Annotated in this window: 22 protein-coding genes and 1 other annotated feature; of the genes, 12 read left to right on the top strand and 10 right to left on the bottom strand. The window is 46.5% G+C overall.

The features are described 5' to 3' along the window. Window positions 1–3 precede the first annotated feature (3 nt). On the bottom strand, window positions 4–1,323 hold the full coding sequence (gene hisD / locus AC0J20_RS10495) for a histidinol dehydrogenase (RefSeq protein ID WP_473021621.1): 1,320 nt from the start codon (window positions 1,321–1,323) through the stop codon (window positions 4–6). Window positions 1,324–1,325: 2 nt separating this feature from the next. After that, window positions 1,326–2,225 carry an ATP phosphoribosyltransferase gene (hisG, locus tag AC0J20_RS10490; RefSeq protein WP_229528776.1) on the bottom strand — a complete coding sequence of 300 codons (900 nt, stop codon included), beginning with the start codon at window positions 2,223–2,225 and terminating at the stop codon, window positions 1,326–1,328. A gap of 43 nt (window positions 2,226–2,268) precedes the next feature. Next, window positions 2,269–2,382 (bottom strand) — a sequence feature (His leader region). Window positions 2,383–2,627: 245 nt separating this feature from the next. Here hisG and AC0J20_RS10485 point away from each other — a divergent pair. The 4 genes from AC0J20_RS10485 to AC0J20_RS10470 all read left to right on the top strand — a co-directional run bounded on the left by AC0J20_RS10485 (window position 2,628) and on the right by AC0J20_RS10470 (window position 5,012). Then, entirely contained in the window at window positions 2,628–2,861 is a 234-nt protein-coding gene (locus tag AC0J20_RS10485) for a hypothetical protein (RefSeq protein WP_229528777.1), read from the top strand. Between the two features lie 64 nt (window positions 2,862–2,925). Then, window positions 2,926–3,426 (top strand): GNAT family N-acetyltransferase, encoded by a 501-nt coding sequence (locus AC0J20_RS10480; RefSeq protein WP_473021620.1) that lies wholly within the window; start codon window positions 2,926–2,928, stop codon window positions 3,424–3,426. Window positions 3,427–3,468: 42 nt separating this feature from the next. Next, on the top strand, window positions 3,469–3,936 hold the full coding sequence (gene ybaK, locus AC0J20_RS10475; protein ID WP_473021619.1) for a Cys-tRNA(Pro) deacylase: 468 nt from the start codon (window positions 3,469–3,471) through the stop codon (window positions 3,934–3,936). Window positions 3,937–4,043: 107 nt separating this feature from the next. Beyond that, window positions 4,044–5,012, top strand: coding sequence for an alpha/beta hydrolase (locus AC0J20_RS10470; protein ID WP_473021618.1), 969 nt, complete (start codon window positions 4,044–4,046; stop codon window positions 5,010–5,012). 50 nt (window positions 5,013–5,062) lie between these two features. Here the strand turns inward: AC0J20_RS10470 and AC0J20_RS10465 are convergent, their stop codons facing one another. Then, window positions 5,063–5,701, bottom strand: a complete 639-nt coding sequence (locus tag AC0J20_RS10465) for a glycine-rich domain-containing protein (protein WP_473021617.1) — start codon at window positions 5,699–5,701, stop codon at window positions 5,063–5,065. A gap of 6 nt (window positions 5,702–5,707) precedes the next feature. Further along, window positions 5,708–7,435 (bottom strand): ATP-binding protein, encoded by a 1,728-nt coding sequence (locus AC0J20_RS10460; RefSeq protein ID WP_473021616.1) that lies wholly within the window; start codon window positions 7,433–7,435, stop codon window positions 5,708–5,710. A gap of 499 nt (window positions 7,436–7,934) precedes the next feature. Between AC0J20_RS10460 and thrA the strand changes: the two genes are divergently transcribed. The 4 genes from thrA (at window position 7,935) to ung (ending at window position 13,428) form a co-directional block, all read left to right on the top strand. Then, a complete protein-coding gene (gene thrA, locus AC0J20_RS10455) occupies window positions 7,935–10,397 on the top strand; it encodes a bifunctional aspartate kinase/homoserine dehydrogenase I (protein ID WP_229528784.1) in 2,463 nt (820 codons plus the stop codon). 128 nt (window positions 10,398–10,525) lie between these two features. After that, the gene (gene thrB, locus AC0J20_RS10450) at window positions 10,526–11,476 is read left to right on the top strand and encodes a homoserine kinase (RefSeq protein WP_473021615.1); all 951 of its coding nucleotides are present in this window, start codon (window positions 10,526–10,528) and stop codon (window positions 11,474–11,476) included. Then, window positions 11,477–12,766: a threonine synthase gene (gene thrC / locus AC0J20_RS10445; protein ID WP_473021614.1), complete on the top strand. Its 1,290-nt coding sequence runs from the start codon at window positions 11,477–11,479 to the stop codon at window positions 12,764–12,766. Between the two features lie 2 nt (window positions 12,767–12,768). Beyond that, complete coding sequence (gene ung / locus AC0J20_RS10440; RefSeq protein WP_473021613.1) at window positions 12,769–13,428, top strand: uracil-DNA glycosylase; 660 nt, start codon at window positions 12,769–12,771, stop codon at window positions 13,426–13,428. A 99-nt stretch (window positions 13,429–13,527) separates the two neighbouring features. Here ung and AC0J20_RS10435 read toward each other — a convergent pair whose 3' ends face one another. From AC0J20_RS10435 to tal, 3 genes are all read right to left on the bottom strand, one after another. Next, window positions 13,528–13,704, bottom strand: a complete 177-nt coding sequence (locus AC0J20_RS10435; RefSeq protein ID WP_229528788.1) for a DUF3545 family protein — start codon at window positions 13,702–13,704, stop codon at window positions 13,528–13,530. Window positions 13,705–14,012: 308 nt separating this feature from the next. Beyond that, window positions 14,013–15,653: a glucose-6-phosphate isomerase gene (gene pgi, locus AC0J20_RS10430; RefSeq protein ID WP_473021612.1), complete on the bottom strand. Its 1,641-nt coding sequence runs from the start codon at window positions 15,651–15,653 to the stop codon at window positions 14,013–14,015. A 125-nt stretch (window positions 15,654–15,778) separates the two neighbouring features. Continuing rightward, window positions 15,779–16,732, bottom strand: a complete 954-nt coding sequence (tal, locus tag AC0J20_RS10425) for a transaldolase (protein WP_473021611.1) — start codon at window positions 16,730–16,732, stop codon at window positions 15,779–15,781. A gap of 301 nt (window positions 16,733–17,033) precedes the next feature. On the opposite strand from tal, the gene AC0J20_RS10420 reads away from it, so the two are divergent. Then, window positions 17,034–17,555, top strand: coding sequence for an O-acetyl-ADP-ribose deacetylase (locus tag AC0J20_RS10420; protein ID WP_473021610.1), 522 nt, complete (start codon window positions 17,034–17,036; stop codon window positions 17,553–17,555). A gap of 54 nt (window positions 17,556–17,609) precedes the next feature. Continuing rightward, window positions 17,610–18,386 (top strand): peroxide stress protein YaaA, encoded by a 777-nt coding sequence (gene yaaA, locus AC0J20_RS10415; RefSeq protein ID WP_473021609.1) that lies wholly within the window; start codon window positions 17,610–17,612, stop codon window positions 18,384–18,386. A gap of 126 nt (window positions 18,387–18,512) precedes the next feature. On the opposite strand, the gene AC0J20_RS10410 is transcribed toward yaaA, so the two are convergent. Together AC0J20_RS10410 and AC0J20_RS10405 are read right to left on the bottom strand one after the other, a co-directional pair. Beyond that, entirely contained in the window at window positions 18,513–18,812 is a 300-nt protein-coding gene (locus tag AC0J20_RS10410) for a YciI family protein (protein ID WP_473021608.1), read from the bottom strand. A gap of 315 nt (window positions 18,813–19,127) precedes the next feature. Beyond that, window positions 19,128–20,012 (bottom strand): LysR family transcriptional regulator, encoded by an 885-nt coding sequence (locus AC0J20_RS10405; protein WP_229528794.1) that lies wholly within the window; start codon window positions 20,010–20,012, stop codon window positions 19,128–19,130. Window positions 20,013–20,114: 102 nt separating this feature from the next. Here AC0J20_RS10405 and AC0J20_RS10400 point away from each other — a divergent pair, with 102 nt between their 5' ends. Next, window positions 20,115–20,693 carry a LysE family translocator gene (locus tag AC0J20_RS10400; RefSeq protein ID WP_229528795.1) on the top strand — a complete coding sequence of 193 codons (579 nt, stop codon included), beginning with the start codon at window positions 20,115–20,117 and terminating at the stop codon, window positions 20,691–20,693. 88 nt (window positions 20,694–20,781) lie between these two features. Then, the gene (locus tag AC0J20_RS10395; protein ID WP_229528796.1) at window positions 20,782–21,027 is read left to right on the top strand and encodes a hypothetical protein; all 246 of its coding nucleotides are present in this window, start codon (window positions 20,782–20,784) and stop codon (window positions 21,025–21,027) included. 102 nt (window positions 21,028–21,129) lie between these two features. Here the strand turns inward: AC0J20_RS10395 and AC0J20_RS10390 are convergent, their stop codons facing one another. After that, window positions 21,130–22,407, bottom strand: a complete 1,278-nt coding sequence (locus tag AC0J20_RS10390) for a flagellar basal body FlgE domain-containing protein (protein ID WP_473021607.1) — start codon at window positions 22,405–22,407, stop codon at window positions 21,130–21,132. Between the last annotated feature and the right edge of the window lie 25 nt (window positions 22,408–22,432).

Genomic DNA, 22,432 nt, shown 5'->3' with positions numbered 1-22,432 from the left:
AGGTTACTTGTCCTCTTGAGCCGCTAAGCGTATGGCGACGGCATTTTTGTGGGCATCCAGACCTTCTGCATCGGCCAGGTCCATGATGGCGTCACCAATTAATTGCAGTCCGTCAAAACTCAATTCCTGTACTGTGTAACGTCGCAAAAAGTCGGCGACGCCCAGACTGGAGTAATTGCGGGCATAGCCGTAGGTAGGCAATACGTGGTTAGTGCCGCTGGCATAGTCACCCGCTGATTCAGGTGACCACTTCCCAAGAAATATAGAGCCAGCATTTTTAATGGCGGGTAATAACCCTCTGGCATCCTGAGTTTGTACAATCAGATGTTCTGGCGCATACAGGTTACTCACAGCAACTGAGGTTGCCACCGAATCGGTCAGGATGTAGCGGGCATTTTGCATTGCCGCTGTGGCAATTTCGTTGCGACTCAAGGTTTGCAATTGTTGGGTAACTGCCTGTTGTGTTGCTTCAATAAGCGATTGGCTGTCAGACACCAGGATGGCCTGGGAATCTGTGCCGTGCTCAGCCTGAGACAGCAAATCAGAAGCCACAAAATCTGGATTGGCGGTATTGTCGGCAAGTACTAATACTTCTGACGGGCCGGCCGGCATGTCAATTGCTGGGCCACCGGGCAGGGTGCTCACCTGCTGCTTGGCTTCAGTCACAAAAGCATTGCCCGGGCCAAATATTTTATCAGCGCCGCTGACTGTCTCAGTACCAAATGCCATGGCGGCGATGGCCTGAGCGCCGCCCACAAGATTGATTTCTGTAATACCGCAGCGCAAAGCGGCATAGGCAATCGCGGGATGGATTTCGCCTTGCTGATTGGGGGGGGTACACAGAATACGCTTTTCACATCCGGCCACTTTGGCAGCAACGCCCCCCATTAATACGGTTGATGGCAGGGGCGCTGTACCACCGGGAATGTACAGACCCACGGCCTCTATCGGAGCGTAGCGCAGTTCACAAGTTACTCCCTGTGATGTCTCTGTAGCGAAGTCCTGATAAGCCTGTTTCTGGTGAAACTTCAGAATGTTGTCATAGGCCACATCAATGGCCTTTTGCACCTTAGCATCGAGTTTGTCGGCTAATGCCTGCGTTGCAGCGGCACTCAGTTGCAGCGATTGCAATTGCACTTTATCAAATTGCAGAGTTAGCTGCTTTAGAGCAGTGTCTCCTTCGTTTTTGATGCGGGTCAGTATCTGTGCAACCGCCACTCTGACATTGTCGGCATTGCTGGCTACCGGACGAGCCAGGGCCGTCTGTTGCTGTTGTGGACCAGCCTGTTGCCAGTCGATTAGGTTTGGCATGATTGCTGACATGGTTATTCCATCATCTTTTCGATGGGCATCACCAGGATAGAACGACAGCCCAGGGCTTTTAAGCGCTCCATGGTTTCCCAAAACAGATTTTCCGGGCTGACTACGTGTACGGCTACGCTTTCCTGGTTTCCGGCCAATGGCAGTACGGTTGGATCTTCAGAGCCTGGCAACAATTGTTTCACTTCCTCAATACAGGCAATCGGGGCGTGTAACATGATGTATTTACTTTCTTTTGCCTGCATTACACCATTGATTCTGGGCAGTAGTCGGTCAATCAGGTTTTGCTTTTCAGTGCTTAACGGTTGCGGTCTTTGAATTAAGGTTGCGGTGGAGCGGAAGATGACTTCCTCTTCTTTCAGACCATTGGCTTCCAGTGTGGCACCGGTAGAAACCAGATCGCAGATAGCATCAGCCAGCCCGGCTCGCGGTGCCACTTCTACTGAGCCTGTCAACATGACGCAGGTGGCATCCACTTTCTGCTCCTTAAAAAAGCGTTCCAGCAGGTAAGGGTAGGTCGTTGCTACCGTTTTACCGGCAAGTGAGTTCACCGAGTTGTATTGAAACTCATTGGGCACCGCAATAGATAAACGGCAACCACCGTAGTCCAGTTGGCGCAATACTTCGTATTTGTAGTTTTTACCGGCGGACTGGCGTTCCAGCATCTTTTCTTCCAGCTCGTTTTCACCGATAAAGCCAAGATCAACTACACCATCCATCACCAGACCGGGAATGTCGTCATCGCGCACCCGCATCAGATCGATAGGCATGTTGGTGGAATGCGCCATTAACAAACGATCCTGAATTGCCAGTTTCACGCCAATGGCTTTGAGTAAACTGATACTTTTCTCGCTAAGTCGTCCAGATTTTTGTACTGCAATTCTGAGTCTTTTGGCATCTGTCATGGTTCATTCCTGTTAATCAATGCTAAAAAGTTTGGCCCCTAAAACGAAAAAACCCCCGAAAGTCTCCTTCCGGGGGCAATTAAATTTAGTCTCCGGAAGGCAATCATATAGACCTTCCGGCATAAACCTGAAAGGTCACGCTGGATGATGGTGGTGAGAGTAGGCTTTCAGGTTAAACATAATTCGGTAATTCTTTCCAAATAGGTAGCTGTAATAAATTTCGTGAAAAACAATAACGAACATTCTGACAAAATGCAATCGCCTGTTTTACGCACGGGTATTCCAAAATCGTATCTTTTATACAAGTTTTAAACAAAAACGGGAATAAAACAGGTCTCTACACTTGATTTGTATGAAATATGACCGATATAGAAAGTAAGCTTATTGTAAAGGAGCGATGTTATGGCCGGGGATATGTTGTTTTATATTCTGCCCAGACTGAGCCGGGTTCCCTACAAGCCCGAGCCAAGAAACGTTAAGCCTGTTGACAAGGAAGCTCGCTTTCGGCCTTTAAATGACGAAGAGAAACAATTATCGGCCAAAGTTAATCACAAACAAAAAATCGTTGAGGAAGATGATTCTCCTGGATTATACAAGGACAAAGATGGTCAGAAGCACTTTGATGACTATGTGTAATGCAAATTCTCTGATATCGTCAATACTTGGGTTATTAACGCGTTGTTTTTAACCAGGAATATTCATGCAATTACGGCCAGCCTCGATAGCAGACCTTGAGGTGTTACAATGGTGGCATCAACAGGCCCATGTGGTGGATGCGGGCTCAGACGCCAATTATAACTGGCAAAAAGAATTGCAACGCAAACCACCGTGGCGCGAGCAACTCATGGCAGAAGAAGATGGTCAGCCTATTGGTTTTTTGCAAATTTACGATCCTTATGACGATGAAGCACACCGCTGGGGTAATGTCTCTCGAAGGTTAAGGGCTATTGATATCTGGATTGGAGAAGCGGAGAATCTCAATAAAGGTTACGGTACTCAAATGATGCAACTTGCCATGGCGTTGTGTTTTGCTAATCCGGATGTGCATGCCTTGCTGGTGGATCCGATAGCCAACAATATCAAAGCTCAGCGATTTTATGCCCGTCTGGGCTTTAAGTTTGTTGAAAGCAAAAAAATTCAGGGTGAGAGTTGCTACGTGTTAAAAATCCGCCGTGACCAATATGAAAAGGCGATTGCCTGATAATTCTGTTTAAACCTTATCTCGAAGATATTAAGGAAGATCATGACCCCAGCAATTAACCTGGCTAAAAAGGCCAGAGTAGCGCACAAAATCCACGAATATCAACATGATACAGCAGCCGAATCCTGGGGTGGTGAAGCGGCTGAAAAATTAGGTGTTGCCGAAAATCGGGTATTTAAAACCCTGGTGGTTAAACTGGACAATGGCCGTTTGGCCGTGGCGGTAATACCGGTATCCTCGATGCTGAGTATGAAACTTATGGCTAAAGCCTGTCAGGCTAAAAAGGCGGCAATGGCGGAGCAAGTCGAAGTGGAACGTGCAACCGGCTATGTCCTGGGAGGGGTCAGCCCGCTGGGACAAAAAAAGCGATTATTCACTGTTATCGACAGCACCGCTGAATCGCAGGAAAGCATCTATATCAGTGCCGGACGGCGCGGCCTTGAAATTGAATTATCCCCTGGTGACCTTGCCAAATTATTGAATGCTCGCTTTTCAGATGTACAACAATAACGCCTGTCTGATGTCATTTGTCGGAAAAGTATGACGCTGACCGTTTGAGACTTTGATTTTATTGTTGGCTATGTCACAAATGACCGAAAAATAACTGGAGCAACAGAATGTGTCGTTCAATTTTTCTGTTATTGGGACTCGTTGTGACTATGTGTAGTTTCGCCTCGTCTGATAAAAAAGTACTCTCCGATGGCGAACAGCAGTTTCAAACATTTTACTGGCCAGCCTCTCAACCATCGGATAACACGGTGGTATTACTTTCAGGCCCAAATGATCACTGGAATTCCGATGCCGCATGGTGGGTAACTGTAGCCCCGTTACTGCAAAAGCAATTTAACGTTCTGGCCATCGACAGACCGGCAATCGGTTTGGGCAGTGAATCGCCGGGCCTTGGTTATATCGCTTTTGCCAGCCAGGTTGATACCGCACTCAAAGAATATAGGGTTAAGCAGTTTTCGATATTGGCCTTTGCTTCATCCAATATGACGGTTTTAAAACTGTTATCTGATTACCCTAAGTGGTCTCCTGAGAAGGTGTTACTGGTGGACCCGGATGTATTAACCGAGTTTTCTGTGGCACGTTATCAGTCCGATGCCAGCCCTTTTGTTGAAAACCAGCAAAAGTACGCTGAATTTCTATCTGAGGGCAAATATATTGCGCGTGTACAGGAAAAGAATACCGTTGAACTGGAACACATCAAGCAATTGGCTCCGAATCTGAGCGAAGCGCAACAAAGCTGGCTGCAGCAGATTATGGAGGCCCGTGAGCAGATCCCGAATCAGGTGAACTTATTTCAGGAGATAGCGGTTTATGGCGAGGATCTGCAGACAGCAAGCCAGCTGACCTGGCCGGAAAAAACAGCAATTGTGATTGTTGATACTGATTTTGAACAGGGCTATATCAACCGCAGTGATGATGCTGAAGCCATTGAAGGTTTGCAACAATGGCGTAAAGATGCGCGGGCTCATTACAAAGCATTGACCAAAGCCAACCACAGACAGCTGCTGGTACTGGAAAGTCAGGAGCACCTGGTGATGATTGAACAACCTGAATTGTTTTTACAGTTGTTGCAATAATCCGGTTTCGAAAAAGCCAAAAATTGGTTTGACTGATGCAGCCTGGGCCTTCAGTCGCCACCTCCGCAGCCACTGCTGCATCCGCTGTTGTCTCCTGAACAACTTCCTGCACAACCACTACCGCAACTGATATGTGAGCCGCAATAAGGGTGCCTGCCCGCTTTGCTACAATCAAGGGCATAGTTGAAGCCATCGGGTATATTCAGTTTAGCATCAAGGGCAAATAACAAGGGCAGTTTGTGTGGGGATTTGGGCTGGATGTTTTCTCTGAAACAGGCGATACGCCAGGCGGTTTTTATGCCTTTTTGTGCTTCTGTGGCAGATTTCATGGCCTCAGCGGGTGTGTGATGTAAAAAGCGGCCAAAACTGCGCGAGCAAAAATTCTGGTACAACCGGGTAAAGAGAATAAATTCGTGCCAGGCTACATCAACCACCTGGGAGGGCATGGATACCCTCTTTCGACCGGCTATATTACAAATATGAAAATACCCGCGCAGACCATCCATCACCATATCAACCTCTGCTGAATCCAGGTGCGGGTATTTGTCATTCACTTTCTGTGCGATGCTGGCGGGAAATTCAAAATTATCGATTAAGTTTTCTCTTTTGAGCCGACGCGCGTTTTTGACTATGGCAATGACAGTCAGACAAACAATGACGATAAACGCCACAATGAGAAATTGCGCCATTGCACTTTACCTTCTGTGTTCAGACATTGTCAGACTTGTCGTGAGCACCTGATACAGATAGTCCATATTAAAGGGTTTGCCCACATGGTTCACGAAGCCTAATGCCTGATAACGCTGTATGTCATCTGCCATGACATTGGCTGTCAGAGCAACAACCGGGACTTCGGGGTTAATTTGCTGGATTTGACTGAAAGCTTCAATGCCATCCATTTCGGGCATCTGAATATCCATGAGTACAATGTGAAACTGCTGGGCTTTGAAAGCCTCCACAGCCAGCCTGCCATTTTCAACCAGGGTAAGGGCGGCGCCGGTCTTTTCCAGCATAGATTCTATGATAGCCTGGTTAATTTCATTGTCTTCTGCTATCAGCACCTGAACGTCACTCAGATCAGGAATACCTGTCGGTGTTTCATCATTGCCAGCGGTTTGCAGGTCAGTTTGTGCTAATGGCAGGGTAACCTGTACCGATGTTCCCTTGCCTTCATCACTATCAAGACTGATCTCGCCATTCATTAAATGTACCAGGCTGACGGTTATCGACATGCCTAATCCGGTACCGCCATATTTTCGGGTGGTTGAGGTATCGGCCTGAGTAAAACGCTCGAAGATCTTACGTTGTGCAGCTTCGCTCATGCCAATACCCGTGTCTGAAACCGTGAATCGGATAGCCATATTGCCTTGCTGCTGCACGGTTTTGAGTCCAATACTGACACTGCCTTCATGGGTAAACTTGACCGCATTTGATGCCAGGTTAAGCAATATTTGCCTGACCCGGACAGAATCACCTAACCAACCATCAGGGAATCCGGGCACTATTTCCGTTTTTAGCTGAAGACCCTTTTTGCCGGCGGCAGGGGTTAAATCTGCACTCACCGAATCGACCACTTCCACCATTGAGAACGGTGCGCTTTCCAGCGAGAGTTTATTGGCTTCTATTTTTGAAAAATCCAATATGTCATTAATAATCGTTAACAGCGACTTGGTCGAATACAGGGCTTTGGACACCAGTGGTTGCAACGTTTTATCTTGCAAATCTCGCTGTATCAACTGCAGTGTCCCTAAAATTCCATTCATGGGTGTGCGAATTTCATGGCTCATGTTAGCCAGGAATTCACTTTTTGCTCTGGAACCTTCCTCAGCTTTAAGCCATGCGCTTTTCAGCTCTTGATTTTGCCGTTTTATTTCTTTCCTGGAGCGATTAATGATTTTTGTGGATTGACTATTGAAATATCCGACATTACAGCAGTAGAGGTAAATACTCGTGGCGGCAATAACTTTTCCACTGAAAGGGGTGTACTCAATTAATTCAAACCCAAGCCACAATCCACCTGACAGCATTCCCAGCAACATAAGCAGGATAGCGATAGCGTAATTTTTTAATCCACCTGCGATAAGGCTATTTAACGAAGTTACAATTAATAATGCGAATACTATCCACAATTGAAACCCTACTACTGCAGACCATAAACCATAAAAAAAGGCATCGCAGTGTTGATTAATCAGCTCTGATTGCCGGGTTTCGCCAGCGAGTTTACTGTGCAGACGTGCAACATGAGGCCAGACTAAACAGTTAGCTATTAACCCTATTACCACATTGAAAGATTCTACAGGGTAAAATACCGCCAGCATCATAATCCCCATGATTACATAACCAATTATTCGGGGGATATACGATATTTGTGGTAACTGGCTTTTGTTTAATGAGTTAGGTCTTGTTACATTGAAGTTAAACATTGTTTATAGTTCAGACTCTCTTGCTAACGTTTCGCTGTAAAGTTTGAGATATCGAAGCACTTAAAAACCGAGTAGTACACTGGGTTTACTATTTATACTGGTAAATAGCAAATATTTTGTCTTTAAAAGAAAATCTTATCGCTATCTGATGGCAGGAAAATGGATTCAAAACTGAAGCGAGTCTTAACTTTCGCAAAATTGTCAAAAAATGGCTGTTGACATTTAGACGTCTAGATGGCAATCTCATCTCAAGTTCAATAAATAAGCTTGCACAGGCACTCAATCGGAAGACTCACATGCACCTTATCACCAGCATTATGATGACGATTATTATGACCGGCACCATCTCCACGGAGAGGGTCACTGGCTAGTGCAAGCATAAGAATAGCAAAAGCCCGTGACCTACCAGGAAACGGGCTTTTTTTTTAGGTTTTCAAAATTAGAGACTCTGTCGGAGTCAAAAGTTAAATCGGTAAAAAAGCGGTAAGCGGAGTGTAAAATGAAAGTATTGAAGTTTGGTGGGTCCTCGCTGGCGGATGCGGTCAGATATCTGAGTGTCAGGGATATCAGTCTGCAGGCACATGAAGAATCAGGTGCGGGGGTGGTATTGTCAGCTCCGAAAGGCGTCACTAATACACTGGAGACGCTGTGTCACAAAGCGGAGCAGGGTGAGAATTACGAGGTGGAATTTGCCGCTTTAAAACAAACCCTCACCAGTATCGCCTCCGACTTAAATGACTCTCTCGACAACTTCAATTATCAAGCACTTAACACCCTGATTACCGAAAAACTCAATGGTCTGGTAAAGCATCTACAAGGCATTGCTTTACTCAATGCCAGTCCGGCCGCCATCACCGCACAAATTTTGAGTCTGGGTGAATATGTCAGTGTCAACATATTCAGCCAAATCCTGACCGCTTCAGGGGTAAAAAACCATATTATTGACCCGGTAGAGTATGTTGTTGCAGAAGGCGATTACCTGGACTCTATCGCTGACCTTAGCGCCAGCCGCGCCCGTTTTGCCGAGCTCAATACCGATAAAGATTGTTTGTTGATCATGCCTGGCTTTGTGGCGGCAAATGATGCCGGAGAAAAAGTCACTCTGGGGCGCAATGGCTCTGACTATTCTGCTGCCATTTTAGCTGCCTGTATTGACGCTGAGTGTTGCGAAATATGGACCGATGTTGATGGTGTGTATAACGCAGACCCGCGTCAGGTAGAAGGTGCAGTACTACTTGATAAGCTGACCTATCAGGAAGCGATGGAGTTATCTTACTTTGGTGCCAAGGTATTACACCCTAAAACCATTGGTCCTATCGCTCAATACTCCATTCCGTGCCTTATCCGCAATACCCTGAATCCTGCGGCACCAGGCACTTTGATCAGCCATGAAGCCAGTGAGAAATGGGTCCAGGTTAAGGGTATTTCCCTACTGGAAAACATGTCTATGTTCAACATATCCGGGCCAGGTATGAAAGGCATGGTGGGCATGGCTGCACGGGTTTTTGAAGTGATCTCCAACGCCAATATTTCTATCAGCCTGATCACGCAGTCTTCTTCTGAGTACTCCATCAGTTTTTGTATTCAGGGTAAAGATCAGGAGCGGGCCAGAAATGTACTGGAAGATGCCTTTGCTCTGGAAATTGACAACCATCTGTTAGAGCCAATTCAAACCAAGGAAAACCTGGCGATTGTGACATTGGTTGGCGATGGTATGCGTCACACTAAAGGTTTGGCTGCCCGCTTCTTTAGCGCACTGGCGCAGGCCAGGGTGAATAATGTGGCCATTGCCCAGGGGTCATCAGAGCGTTCTATCTCAACGGTTATCGAAGCCAGAAAAGCGAAAAAGGCAGTGAAGGTGATCCATCAGAATTTTTTCTCTAACCTCCACACCATTGATGCTTTTTTGGTGGGGTGTGGCACCGTGGGCGCGGAACTACTTAACCAAATTAGCAAACAACAAGCCGCGCTGTTAAAGCGCGATATCAGTCTGCGGGTTTATGGTATCGCTAACAGTCGTAATTTGCTGTTAAGAGAGGGCGGTATTGATCTGGCGAATGGCTGGCGTGAAGCACTGGAAGCCAGTGAAGAAAATCTGGATGTCAGAACCTTACAGCGATTTGCACATGACAATAGTCTGGTAAACCCGGTGATCATCGACTGCACCACCAGTGATGATATTGCTGAGCAGTACATCGATTTTATGGAAGCCGGTTTTCACGTAGTGACACCCAACAAAAAGGCCAATACATCAGACCTGGCTTTTTACAAAAAGCTAAGAGAGGTGGCACGTCAGAACAATCGTCAGTTTCTCTATGAAACCACGGTAGGCGCAGGCTTACCGGTGATTGATAATCTGCAGAACCTGATCTATGCCGGGGACGAATTATTGCAATTTGAAGGAATCCTGTCTGGTTCGCTGTCTTTTATCTTTGGCAAACTGGATGAAGGACTAAGCATTTCTGAAGCCACCAAAATTGCCATGCAAAACGGGTTTACCGAGCCTGACCCCAGAGACGATTTAAGCGGTATGGATGTGGCCCGTAAACTGCTGATCATGGCGCGTGAGTCAGGTCTCAAGTTGGAGCTGTCAGATATCAGTATTGAATCTGTAATACCGGAGTCTTTTGACGCTTCGGGTTCGGTGGACGAGTTTGTCGCCAGATTACCGGAGCTGGACAACCATTTTGCGTCGCTAATCGACAAAGCTGCCTCAGAAGGCAAAGTGCTGCGTTACGTGGGAACCATCAAAGAAGGGCACTGTGCGGTGAAAGTGCTGGCAGTCGATGCAGTTCATCCACTTTACACTATTAAAGACGGTGAAAACGCGCTGGCCATTCACAGTCAATATTATCAGCCAATTCCCTTCGTGATCCGAGGTTATGGCGCAGGAGCTGAAGTAACCGCCGCCGGTGTATTTGCCGATGTGTTGCGCACCATGCCCTGGGCGGGAACTCATTAAGTGTGCGTTGTAGTACATTAATTCCCGCGTTAAATTAAAACTAAATATTAGGCATAAGGCGACACTGTACAATCCGATTGGGTGTGGTAGCCTTATGACCCTTTTATCAAATTGATAGGAAAATCTCGATGAAGCACATCGCCTACGCGCCTGCTTCGATAGGAAATGTCTGCCTGGGTTTTGATATCCTTGGCGCTGCAATTGCCCCTATAGATGGCTCACCGTTGGGTGACACGGTAACACTCGAACACGCTGAGCAGTTCAGCTTATCTGTTGTTGGTCGGTTTGCTCATAAATTGCCAACCGATACCTCCACGAATATTGTGACTCACTGTTACAATGCCTTTCACGAAAAGCTAAAAGCGCGCAACATCGAAGCGCCAGCCTGTAAAATGACCCTCGACAAGCACTTGCCCATCGGCAGTGGTTTAGGCTCCAGTGCCAGCTCCATCGTAGCGGCCCTGGATGGTCTGAACAGCTTTTACGACACGCCATTCAGTGAAGATGAGATGCTGTTGTTAATGGGGGAGCTGGAAGGACAGATCAGTGGCAGTATCCATTACGACAATGTTGCCCCCTGCTATCTGGGTGGCATGACATTAATGGTGGAAAATGGCGAACAAATTACCACGCAGCTACCAGTGATAGACAGCTGGTACTGGGTAAGTTGTTATTCCGGTATTTCGGTGTCCACTTCTGCCGCTCGCGAGATTTTACCGAAAGAAGTCAGTGTTAAAACTGCATTACAATTTGGCAAGCAATTGGGGGTGTTTGTTGATGCCCTGCATCAAAACAATGGCAAGCTGGCAGCCAGCATGATGCAGGATGTGATTGCTGAACCATACCGTAAGAGTTTGTTACCTAAATTTGATGAATCCAGAAAATTTGCGTTAGATAATGGTGCGTTGGCCTTTAGTATTTCCGGGTCAGGTCCCACTGTCTTTGCCGTATGTGAGAGCCTCGACGAGGCCAATAAAATAAGTGACTGGCTAACCGAAAATTATATCCAGAACGAAGATGGTTTTAGTCATGTCTGTAAATTGGACCTGAAAGGTTCAACAGTTGTGAAGGAATCTTAAGTGCAATTATTCAATCTGAAAGACAATAGCGATACCGTTAATTTCTGTGAGGCCGTGCAAAAAGGCCTGGGTAAGAACCAGGGTCTGTATTTTCCAAAAGACATCGCACCATTAGCTGATGTCGAAGCCTTGCTACAGCAACCCTTTACTCAGCGCAGTGCAGCCATTCTGTCGCATCTGATTGGTGATGATATCCCCGCTGATGTATTAGCTGAATTAGTGGAAAATGCGTTTTGTTTTCCGGCGCCACTGGCACACGTAAAAGATGATATCTATTGTCTTGAGTTGTTCCACGGTCCGACCCTGGCATTTAAAGACTTTGGTGGCCGCTTTATGGCGCAGTGTTTGTCACACCTCACCAAAGAAAAAGCCAACCCCATTACTATTCTGACCGCAACCTCAGGAGATACCGGCGCGGCAGTGGCGCATGCGTTTCATGGTATCGACAATATTCAGGTGGTTATCCTGTATCCCAAGGGGAAAATCTCCACCTTGCAGGAAAAACTGTTTACTACCCTGGGCGGCAATATTCACACTGTCGCGGTAGAAAGTGACTTTGACGCCTGTCAGCAGCTGGTCAAGGCGGCCTTTGACGACCCGGAAGTGCGCGATGGTTTGCACCTTAATTCTGCAAACTCTATTAATATCAGCCGCTTACTGGCTCAGGTTTGTTACTACTTTGAAGCCTTTTCGCAGGTGCCAGAAGATAAACGCAGTGACGTGGTATTTTCTGTGCCCAGCGGTAATTTTGGGAATTTAACCGCTGGCATGATTGCCAAAGCGCTGGGACTGCCGATTAAGCGCTTTATTGCTTCTACCAATAAAAACGATACCGTACCACGTTACTGGGCTTCCGGTGAGTGGGCGCCTAAACCAACAGTGGCCACTATGTCTAACGCTATGGATGTAAGCCAGCCCAATAACTGGCCGCGTATTGAAGCCCTGTTTGAATACGGTTACCTGGACAAAGAGATTTTATCTGCTGAAGCTATCGACGAAGAATACACTCAGGTGGCGATGCGCCAGCTGATGAAAGACGGCTATGTTAGCGAGCCTCACGCCGCTATCGCCTACAAGAGCCTGAAGCGTCAGCTGCTGGAAGGGGAAACCGGTATTTTCCTGGGCACTGCGCATCCGGCTAAGTTTAAAGAAACGGTGGAAAATGTACTGGGACAACCCATCAGCTTGCCGCAACCTTTGGCTGAATGTGCCGGCAAAGAGATTCTTTCCGCCAATAAGGATGCCGCCTACGAGACGCTGAAAGCCCATCTGTTTGAAATTCTTAAGTAGCTATGACCCGTTGGAAGGATGTTTTAGGCGCCGAAAAACAGGCGCCTTATTTTCAACAAATTCTGCAATTTGTTGAGCAGGAAAGGCAGGCCGGCAAGAGCATATTCCCACCTCAGGCCGACGTGTTTAACGCATTCAAAGCCACTGAGTTTGACAAAGTTAAAGTGGTTATTCTGGGGCAGGATCCTTATCACGGACCCGGTCAGGCCCATGGACTGTGCTTCTCGGTAAAGCAGGGTGTGAAAACACCGCCTTCGTTGCTCAACATGTATAAGGAATTGAAGCAATCGATTCCCGGTTTTGAGATCCCCTCACATGGCAATTTGCAACCATGGGCAGAGCAGGGGGTATTGTTGCTCAATACTGTCCTCACTGTTGAACAGGGCAAAGCCCATTCCCACAGCAAGATTGGCTGGGAGCAATTTACGGATAACGTTATCGAAGCGCTAAATCAACATGGGCAAGGTCTGATCTTTATGCTTTGGGGCAGTCATGCTCACAAAAAAGGCGCTCATATTGATAACCAAAAGCATTATGTGCTAAAGACGACACACCCGTCACCGCTATCTGCTCACCGCGGCTTTTTAGGTTGTGGTCACTTTATCCAATGCAACCAACTTCTTGAGCAACAGGGACTAAGCCCCATTAACTGGCAGGTCTGATATATCAGAAAGCCGAACATTGCGGGCGCTACAGATCAGCCCGCAATAATTTCCTTATCGTCAAAAACCAAAAAGCCCCAATAACAGGGGCTTTTGCGGTCAGATGTCGATTTGGCTTAGTTCGTACTCATTGAACATGTCCATGTCTTCGAGTTCTTTGCGAAGCTTATATTTGTCCTTGATAGCTTCAATTTCACGCCACATGCGCTTTTTCTTACGAGATTTTGTTGAGCGAGTTTCTTCGTCTAGTTTGGACATTAAGTCATTCTTATCCACGGTAAACTCCTTACATCACACCGCTAAAAATACCGGCTTAACAATAGTTTAACAGCCAGTTTCGATACCTGTTTTATCACAGGCGAGGTAAAAGTAAAGGGCTAATGTTAACTTTTTATTAACAAACCATGAAACTAATAAGAATGGAATAATAAGTGACTGAAAAATGAACAGTTAACGGGTTTTTTGTGGGGGAGGTTCAACAATTGAAGGTAAAATGATCAAAATGGCAGGAGTTTAAAGCGAAAATGCCATGGCTACAGGGACACTGCAGTTCGTCACAGACGCGCTGCAGTGTCTCTGTGATGTTATTTCAAACTGTCAACAAAGCGAGCTATCAGTTGGTTAGTCGAGGCGTCAAATCCAGGAGCACTGTCTTCAGACTGAATTTTATCCAGAATTTGATTCCCTAATACCTTACCTAATTCAACCCCCCATTGATCATAGGAATTCACTCCCCAAATTGCCCCCTGCACAAACACTTTATGCTCATAAAGCGCAACCAGTGCGCCCAGGGTTTTAGGGTCCAGTTGCTCAAATAACAGGGTATTTGACGGTTTGTTGCCCGGCATGGTTTTGTGGGTGGCCAATACTTCAGCTTCTGCTTTTTTGACCCCTTTGGCTTTTAAAGTTTCCACTATTTCTTTGTGGGACTGGCCCTGCATTAATGCCTGGGATTGCGCAAAACAGTTAGAAGCTAACATTGCGTGGTGAGTATTGTCCTGCTTTGGCACATTGAGTGGCAGCATGAAATCCGCCGGGATAAGGGTATTGCTTTGGTGAATAAGCTGGTGGAATGAATGCTGGCCATTTGTGCCTTCACTTCCCCAGACTATCGGTCCGGTTTCATAATCGACAGTTTCATCACCGGCTACCTGTTTCCCGTTACTTTCCATATCCAGTTGCTGTACATAAGCAGGAAAGCCTCGCAAATAGTGATAATAAGGCAGCAATACATAACTTTGGGCATTAAAGAAATTGCGATACCAAAGCCCAATCAGCGCCAGAATCACTGGCAGATTTTGTTCCACCGGAGCTGTCTGAAAGTGGCAATCCATTTCGTAGGCACCTTTGAGCAGGGCTTCAAAGTGTTCCCAGCCGATGGTTAATGCCAAAGGCAGCCCTATGGCTGACCACAGTGAATAACGACCACCTACCCAATCCCACATAGGGAAGATGTTTTCTTCTGCCATACCAAATTCAGTGGCCGCTTTGATATTGGAGGATACCGCCATAAAGTGTTTGGCAATGTCGGCTTCAGTGCCGCCCTGGGCCAAAAACCATTTTTTCGCCGTCAGGGTATTTTGCAAGGTTTCCTGAGTACTGAAGGACTTTGACGACATCAGTATCAAGGTTTGTTCTGCGTCGCGTTCGGCCAACACATCCTGAATATGGCAGGCATCAACGTTTGCCACAAAATGCACTTTGACATCCGACTGCCAATAAGGCTTGAGCGCTTCTGACATTATCTTAGGCCCAAGGAAGGAGCCACCAATACCGATACTCACGACATCGGTAATGGCTTTACCGGTATAACCTCTGTGTTGTCCGGTCAAAATGCTGGATACAAAGGACTTCATTTTGGCCTGGGTGGCCAGTACTTCGGGCATCACGTCAGTGCCATCTACGATCACAGGATTACCGGAAAAGTTACGTAACGCGGTATGGAGTACTGCACGGTGTTCGGTAAAGTTAATTTGCTCACCGCTAAACATCGCCGTTCGCTTTTCAGCAACCTGACATTGTTCTGCCAGTTCAAACAAAGAGTCCATCACTTCCTGATTAATGCGGTTTTTGGAGTAATCCAGAGTAATGCCGACGGCGTCAGCCGTGTATTTTACGGCGCGTTGTGGATCATTATTAAACCAGTCACGCATGTGCTCAAATTTAATGGCATCAGCAATGTCTGACAGTTTTTGCCAGGCGGGTTGTTCGTTCAGGTGGGCCATAATCTTCCTCGTTAATTAAACACTTGTTGGATCGTTGTAGGGCCTTTGCCAGCTTATTTTTAGCCATTTAAAAAGCCATCACATCAGAGCTATACCCCTTGGATGGCTTTAACGTATTATTATTTTTATAGTTTGGCTTTTAGCATGTCTTCCAGCTTAAGCTGGTCTTTTGCGAAGTTGCGGATACCTTCTGCCAGTTTTTCTGTGGCCATGGCATCTTCATTCATCTGCCAGCGGAATTCCCGCTCAGAAAGCGCACCCGGTGCTTCAGTCGTGGCACCACCGTCCTGCAATTTAACCGGTAGCTCAGCATTGCTGTCTTTCAGCTCCTGTAACAGTGCCGGACTAATGGTCAGACGGTCACAACCAGCCAATTCAGTGATTTCACCGATGTTGCGGAAGCTGGCACCCATTACGATGGTTTTGTAACCGTGTTGCTTGTAATAATTATAAATGCTGGTAACTGACTGCACACCAGGATCTTCGGCAGGCGCATAGTCTTTTTTATCGGTGTTGGCTTTGTACCAGTCCAGAATTCGGCCAACAAACGGAGATATCAGGAATACACCCGCCTCAGCACAGGCACGCGCCTGGGCAAAACCAAACAGTAGCGTCAGGTTACAATTGATTCCTTCTTTTTCCAGTTCTTCAGCCGCCTGAATCCCTTCCCAGGTGGAAGCGATTTTAATTAAAATGCGTTCTTTACTGATGCCGGCTTCTTTGTACAACTCGATCAGTCGATGGGCTTTTTCGATGGTTGCGCGTTTGTCAAAAGACAATCTGGCATCCACCTCGGTAGAAACACGACCTGGTACAATATTTAATATCTCGCAGCCAAATTTAACCGCTAATTTATCACTGGCGTCCTGCAGTTGCTGTGTTACATCATCAGATTGCTGTTTTGCCCACTCAACAGATTCGGTAATTAATGACTGATATTGCTCCATTTGTGCTGCTTTCAGCAGCAAAGAGGGGTTCGTAGTGGCATCAACGGGTTGATATTGACGAATGGCTTCGATATCACCGGTGTCGGCGACAACCGTTGTTACCGCACGAAGGGCTTCAAGTTGGTTACTCATAATTTCCTCAAAAGTATTCCGAATATGGACTAACATGACATAATAATCATGTTATTTTACAGGTCTAAATAACTTATTGGTATTACACAGGGTATAACCTTTTATTGTTACTACAGAATGAAATTTCGTGATATCGGAACCCTGGTGATCCCGAATAAAAACGCGCAGTGATGACAAAAAAGGTGATGTTGATAGTCAAAGTATCACAGATACCCAAATTAGCTCAAGCAACACGGATGCAGCAGTATGAGCTAGTTTGATTATAATTGTGCATAGTACTCAATGAAGTGTGAAGTTTCAAATGACAGCAAAAATTACAGTCATTCAGGAAGATATAACCCGATTGCCGGTAGACGCTATAGTGAACGCCGCTAACAATAGTTTGTTAGGGGGCGGCGGCGTGGATGGTGCCATCCATAAAGCGGCTGGCCCGGAGTTATTGGCAGAGTGCAAAACCTTAGGGGGTTGCCCGACCGGGGAGGCCAAAATCACGGATGCCTACCAGTTGCCCTGTAAAAAAGTCATTCACACAGTTGGACCTATCTGGCAGGGGGGGGAGCAACAAGAAGCTATACTGTTAGCCCGGTGTTATCAACGGGTAATGACACTGGCTGCGGAGCACCAGTTGCGCAGTATCGCGTTTCCGGCCATAAGCTGCGGAGTGTACGGTTATCCTGTTAAGCAGGCCTGTGAAATTGCAATGAGTACGGTGGTTGAACAAACCAGCTATTATCCGGATATCCGCAAAGTGATCTTTTGTGCTTTTGATGAGCAGGTTTATCAAGCATACATTCGGGCTATGCAATCGATCCAGGTGCATTGATTTTCAGTAAAAAGCCACAACATTAACGCTTTTTGACTGGAGTGCCTTTGTTTTATGTTAGTTGTCATTTCCCCCGCTAAGAATCTGGATTACCAAACCCCGGCCACCACATCTCATTTTACGCAACCCGACATGCTGCAACCGGCACAGCAACTCATTAAGCGTTGCAAAAAACTGGCACCGCATGAAATCAGCTCACTGATGCATATCAGTGACAAACTGGCGCTGCTCAACGCCGAGCGCTATGCCAGTTGGCAAACTCCGTTCACGCAGGAAAACGCAAAACAGGCTGTGCTGGCATTTAACGGAGATGTCTATACCGGACTCGATGCCAATAGTTTAAGCGAAGATACATTGCAATACAGCCAACAGCACTTGCGTATACTCTCAGGTTTGTACGGATTGTTGCGACCTCTGGATTTGATGCAGCCCTATCGCCTTGAAATGGGCACTAAACTGGACACTGACAAAGGCAAGAATCTCTATGAGTTTTGGGGCGAACAGATCACAGAAAAACTGAATACCGTACTGGCAGAGCAGGGGGATAACGTGCTGATCAATCTGGCGTCCAACGAGTATTTCAAGTCTGTAAAACCGAAAAAGTTAGCAGCACAAATTTATACGCCGGTATTTAAAGATAAGAAAAACGGGCAATACAAAGTGATTAGCTTTTTCGCGAAAAAGGCACGGGGCCTGATGGCGCGGTACATTCTGGAAAATCAGTTGTCAGAAGTGGCGCAATTGAAACACTTTAATTCAGCCGGTTATTATTTCAGTGAAGCCAACAGTTCCGGGAAAGAGCTGGTGTTCTTGAGAGAAGAGCAGAGTTAATGATTTGGCGTGATGCCCGACATGAGTTTATCTCCGGCAGGCCAGAGCAAAGCTGGCCCCACAACGGGGGATTTAACGGGCGATGCAAATCCACAGCACCGCCCAACGAATAGGTTACATTCTGACTTAAGGCAGAACCTTTTTGTAGGGTTTTACTATCGTGCGCTGATAGACCCCGGCATCCAGATAAGGATCGGCATCTGCCCATGCTTGGGCAGCCGACAGATCGGCGAATTCTGCCACCACCATGGAACCGGTAAATCCGGCTTCACCTGGATCTTCCGCATCGATAGCAGGGCAAGGACCCGCCACAAATAATCGACCTTCTTCTTTAAGCGCATTCAGGCGCGCAAGGTGAGCCGGTCTGGCTTGCTTTCTCAGCGGTAAACTGTTCTCAACATCTTCGGAATAAATAAGGTAATACATCGTACTCTGGTCTGTTTTTGAAATTAACGCATTGAAGCATAAATTAAAGGCAAAGGGGAGCGAGTATTAACAGGTTTGGGTTCAGCATAGGGCTACACTGTATTGTTTGATGTTGGGTGCCATTTAACCCTTAAATTGACGCTCAGCCATTAATCTACTTCAAGTAGTCAAAATTCAATTGGGTTTAACTCTGGTGGTTGACATTCTCCCTGGCAAAAAGAATACAGAATGACCGATAAATGGGAAAATGTCGTATAACATTGGTTTTGCGACATATCCGCTATGTTATCCGGGAGTATTCAGATTTTTTCCGATTCAAGTTGTCTTTTGGTTATCCAGATACTCCATCAATCGCTCTACCAGTAAACTGTTTTCGGGGCTGTCCAGCCAGACCAGGTATAAGGGAATGTCGGGGATTTTCCATTCAGGAAAAATTTCAACCAGGCTTCCCGACTGCAATTCTTGTTGGATCAAATGACTCGGCGGCGAGCTAATCCCTAAGCCTTTTTTGGTCAGCTCCGTCATAGCGATGACACTGTTTACTGTGATTGTGGGATTAATACTGACAGTCGTTTTATTACCCGTCTTGTGTATAAATTCTCGGTTAGCCGGCAGGCGGTCCAGATAGACCCATGGAAATGACTGCAAGTGTTCAATGTGAGCTGGTAAGGGGTGAGATTTTAGCAGACCGGGTGCCGCGACTAACTTTCGGGCAATGCTACCAATTTTTTTGCATTTCATCAGGCTGTCAGTTAAACGCCCTGTTCTGAAGGCTAAATCAATATTGTGTTCCAGTAGATCTAACTGTTTATCAGTAAATTCTAATATCAAGTTTAGTTTTGTCTGGCTTCTGGAAAATTCGGCAAGACCGTTTAACCAGCTGGATTCCAACAGTGCTGAGGGCAGGGTGATGACGCGTTTACCTACCAGTTCGCCGGTATTTTGTGCTACCAATGCCAATCCTGTCTGTGCGTGTTGGTACATGGCGTCTGCGTGTTGCAACAGTGAACGTCCTGACTCCGTTAATTGCAACTTGCGTGTGGTGCGGTGCAATAGTTTCGTAGCCAGCCTTTCCTCCAGATTGGAAATGTGTTGGCTGATGACGGATGGGGACAAATGTAAAAAATGAGCGGCGGACCTGAAAGAGCCTTGCCTGGCCACTTCTCTGAATATTGCCAGCGATTTTAATTCATCAATCATTATGCAAGAAATCCGAACAGTAAGTTCTCAATGTTCTGTATTGTTGTGGATAATAAAGGCGATTAAGCTGACTATCCAGTTTTAAATCAGGATAGGTTACTCATGTTACTTGCCATGTTTATGTTTTCATTGTCTATGTCTATTTCCCCAGGACCGGTTAACCTGATTTCCATGAATACCGCCAGTAAGCACGGATTTAGATTTTCGTTGTTATTTGTATCGGGAGCGACGCTGGGATTTATCCTGTTATTGTTTGTTGTAGGGGTTACCGGGGGCCTGTTGAGTACTTATATAGAGCAGTATGCCAGTTTGCTGCGTTATCCCGGGGCGCTTTACATGATTTATCTGGCCAGTTTAGTGATCCGAAGTGGTGAGATTAGTGATCAGTCGAATTCTAAGAAACAGGGTTTTATGAGTGGAGCCATGATGCAATGGCTAAACCCCAAAGCCTGGGTAGCGTGTCTTGCCGGTGCCTCAGGTTTTGTTATCGGTAAAACTGACCTGGAGTTTGCCACATTTTTAGGTATTTATTGCGTTGTTTGCTTTATTTCTATCGCACTGTGGGCCTGGGCGGGGAGTTTACTGATGGTTAAACTGCAAAACCGCACTAATCGTCAAGCTTTCAATTTTTTGATTGCCATTATGCTGGTGCTCAGTGCGGTGAGTTTGCTGCAAGGCTAAATCATCGGCTGATCACATCATAAAGCCTTGAAAATTTACCGTTGTGGCGTTAAGGTTAATAAAATAACCTTTTGTCGGTTTTTTGAGCATGATGGCGGAACAACTGATTTTTAAAGATTTGGAACAAGGCGCACCGGTTGTTGTGCTTTGGTGTGAGGAGCAACGGGACTTCGCAGTAGAGCCGGTATGTGATTGGGTAGACGATACTATGAAATCACCGTCTGAACTTAAGGACATTCACCTGCATCCGGTAGGGGTGTTTAAAACCGCGGAGCAGGCTTTCGCGTTTGTTGAGAACCATCAAAAGCGGGATCTGAGTCTGGAATCAATTTGATTCCAAATTCCTCCCAATTCCTCCAAACACGTCCAAATCCCGTTGCTTACTGCGTTTATTACACGACGCTCAGTCACTAAATGCGTGGATGACAAGCTTTCTTTACTGGATAATGAGTCGATAAGATAGTTGCGTTTCTGCATAGTATTCATCTTCGGCAATGGTGGCCGTAATATCTGTTTCACCATTGCTGATCAGCGTTAACCAACCGGTGTTTTCATTTACCAGGGCAATGTTGGTATCAGCAGAGTGATAGCTTACTAACGCGGGTTCCAATGTGCCGATGGGTAGCCCGTCTTGTTCGAGGCGCGATATTTCGAATGGGCTGGCATATTGGCTAAAACCGTCGTTTTGCGGGCCGCTGGTGTCTAACCAGGTATTGAAAGCGATAGTTTGTGAAGTATCTGCGCCGGTGGTCAGGCCCATTATAGCAACCGTTGTGGGCAGGATCATATCGCCTGCTACACCGGTAGGCAGACTTTTGCCATCTGCAGCCTGAATAGCGATATAGTCTCCTGATGAATCAAAGACCAGGCGGCTTCCCCAGATCCCTCGGTTTGTTGTTGTACCACCTGCCGTGGATAAGGTTTGCCCAAATCCTACGTAATTCTGAGGTACTCCTGCCCTCGGGCCATCGTTTGCTCCCCATGCATCTGCAGGATCAGAACCGTCAGCATTGGTTATATCATAAAATTCGTCATCTATCGCCGTTACCATCAACCATTCGTTGCCAAATTCTTTGATAAAATACAGCGAATGCAGGTGAGACTCGCCCAGACTATCGTAAATTGTCCAGGACACAGAGGCGTTGTAGGTACTGGTATCGTCAGGATTGAAATCATCCGGGTCGATGTAGCTCTCTGCAGCCGGTAGATTCGCTTCCAGCCTTACCTGTGTAGTCGCTACGGGGGTTTGATTGGTGGGTATAAAGGTGTTCCCGGCGACTTCATTGTTAGCCATAGCAACCCTGTACTCCTGCTCTACAAATTGCCACTGGGTGTTATACCATCTGTCATACTTGCTGACCGTTAACGCATAGCTGGCGGAAATTGCGCCATAAATATCATCACCTGCTTTAGTGGCGGTGATGGTCACGGCTCCATCGTCTAACAGGGTTACGATGCCTGTGTCGGCATCCACTGTTGCAATCTCAGGGTTACTACTGGTGTATACCAGGTTTCCCGCACCGGAGCCTCCGGAAACACGATTGGCTTCGGGCGTTTCGTCGATGTAATAGCTCTGCGTAGCTGCGCTAAATACCAGCGGAGCCTGAGGCGATTTGGGCACTTCGATAATGGTAATGTTGGTGACACTGTCAGAACCACATCCATTAATCAATAGCACGGATATCAAACAGGCTAAAGCACGACGTTGCAACATAAGCAAATTCCTTTTAATTCACACA

It is taken from the genome of Planctobacterium sp. R6 (genome assembly GCF_055755215.1).
The sequence above is the reverse complement of the archived record's forward strand: the minus strand, read 5'-3'. Positions and strand labels throughout refer to the sequence as shown.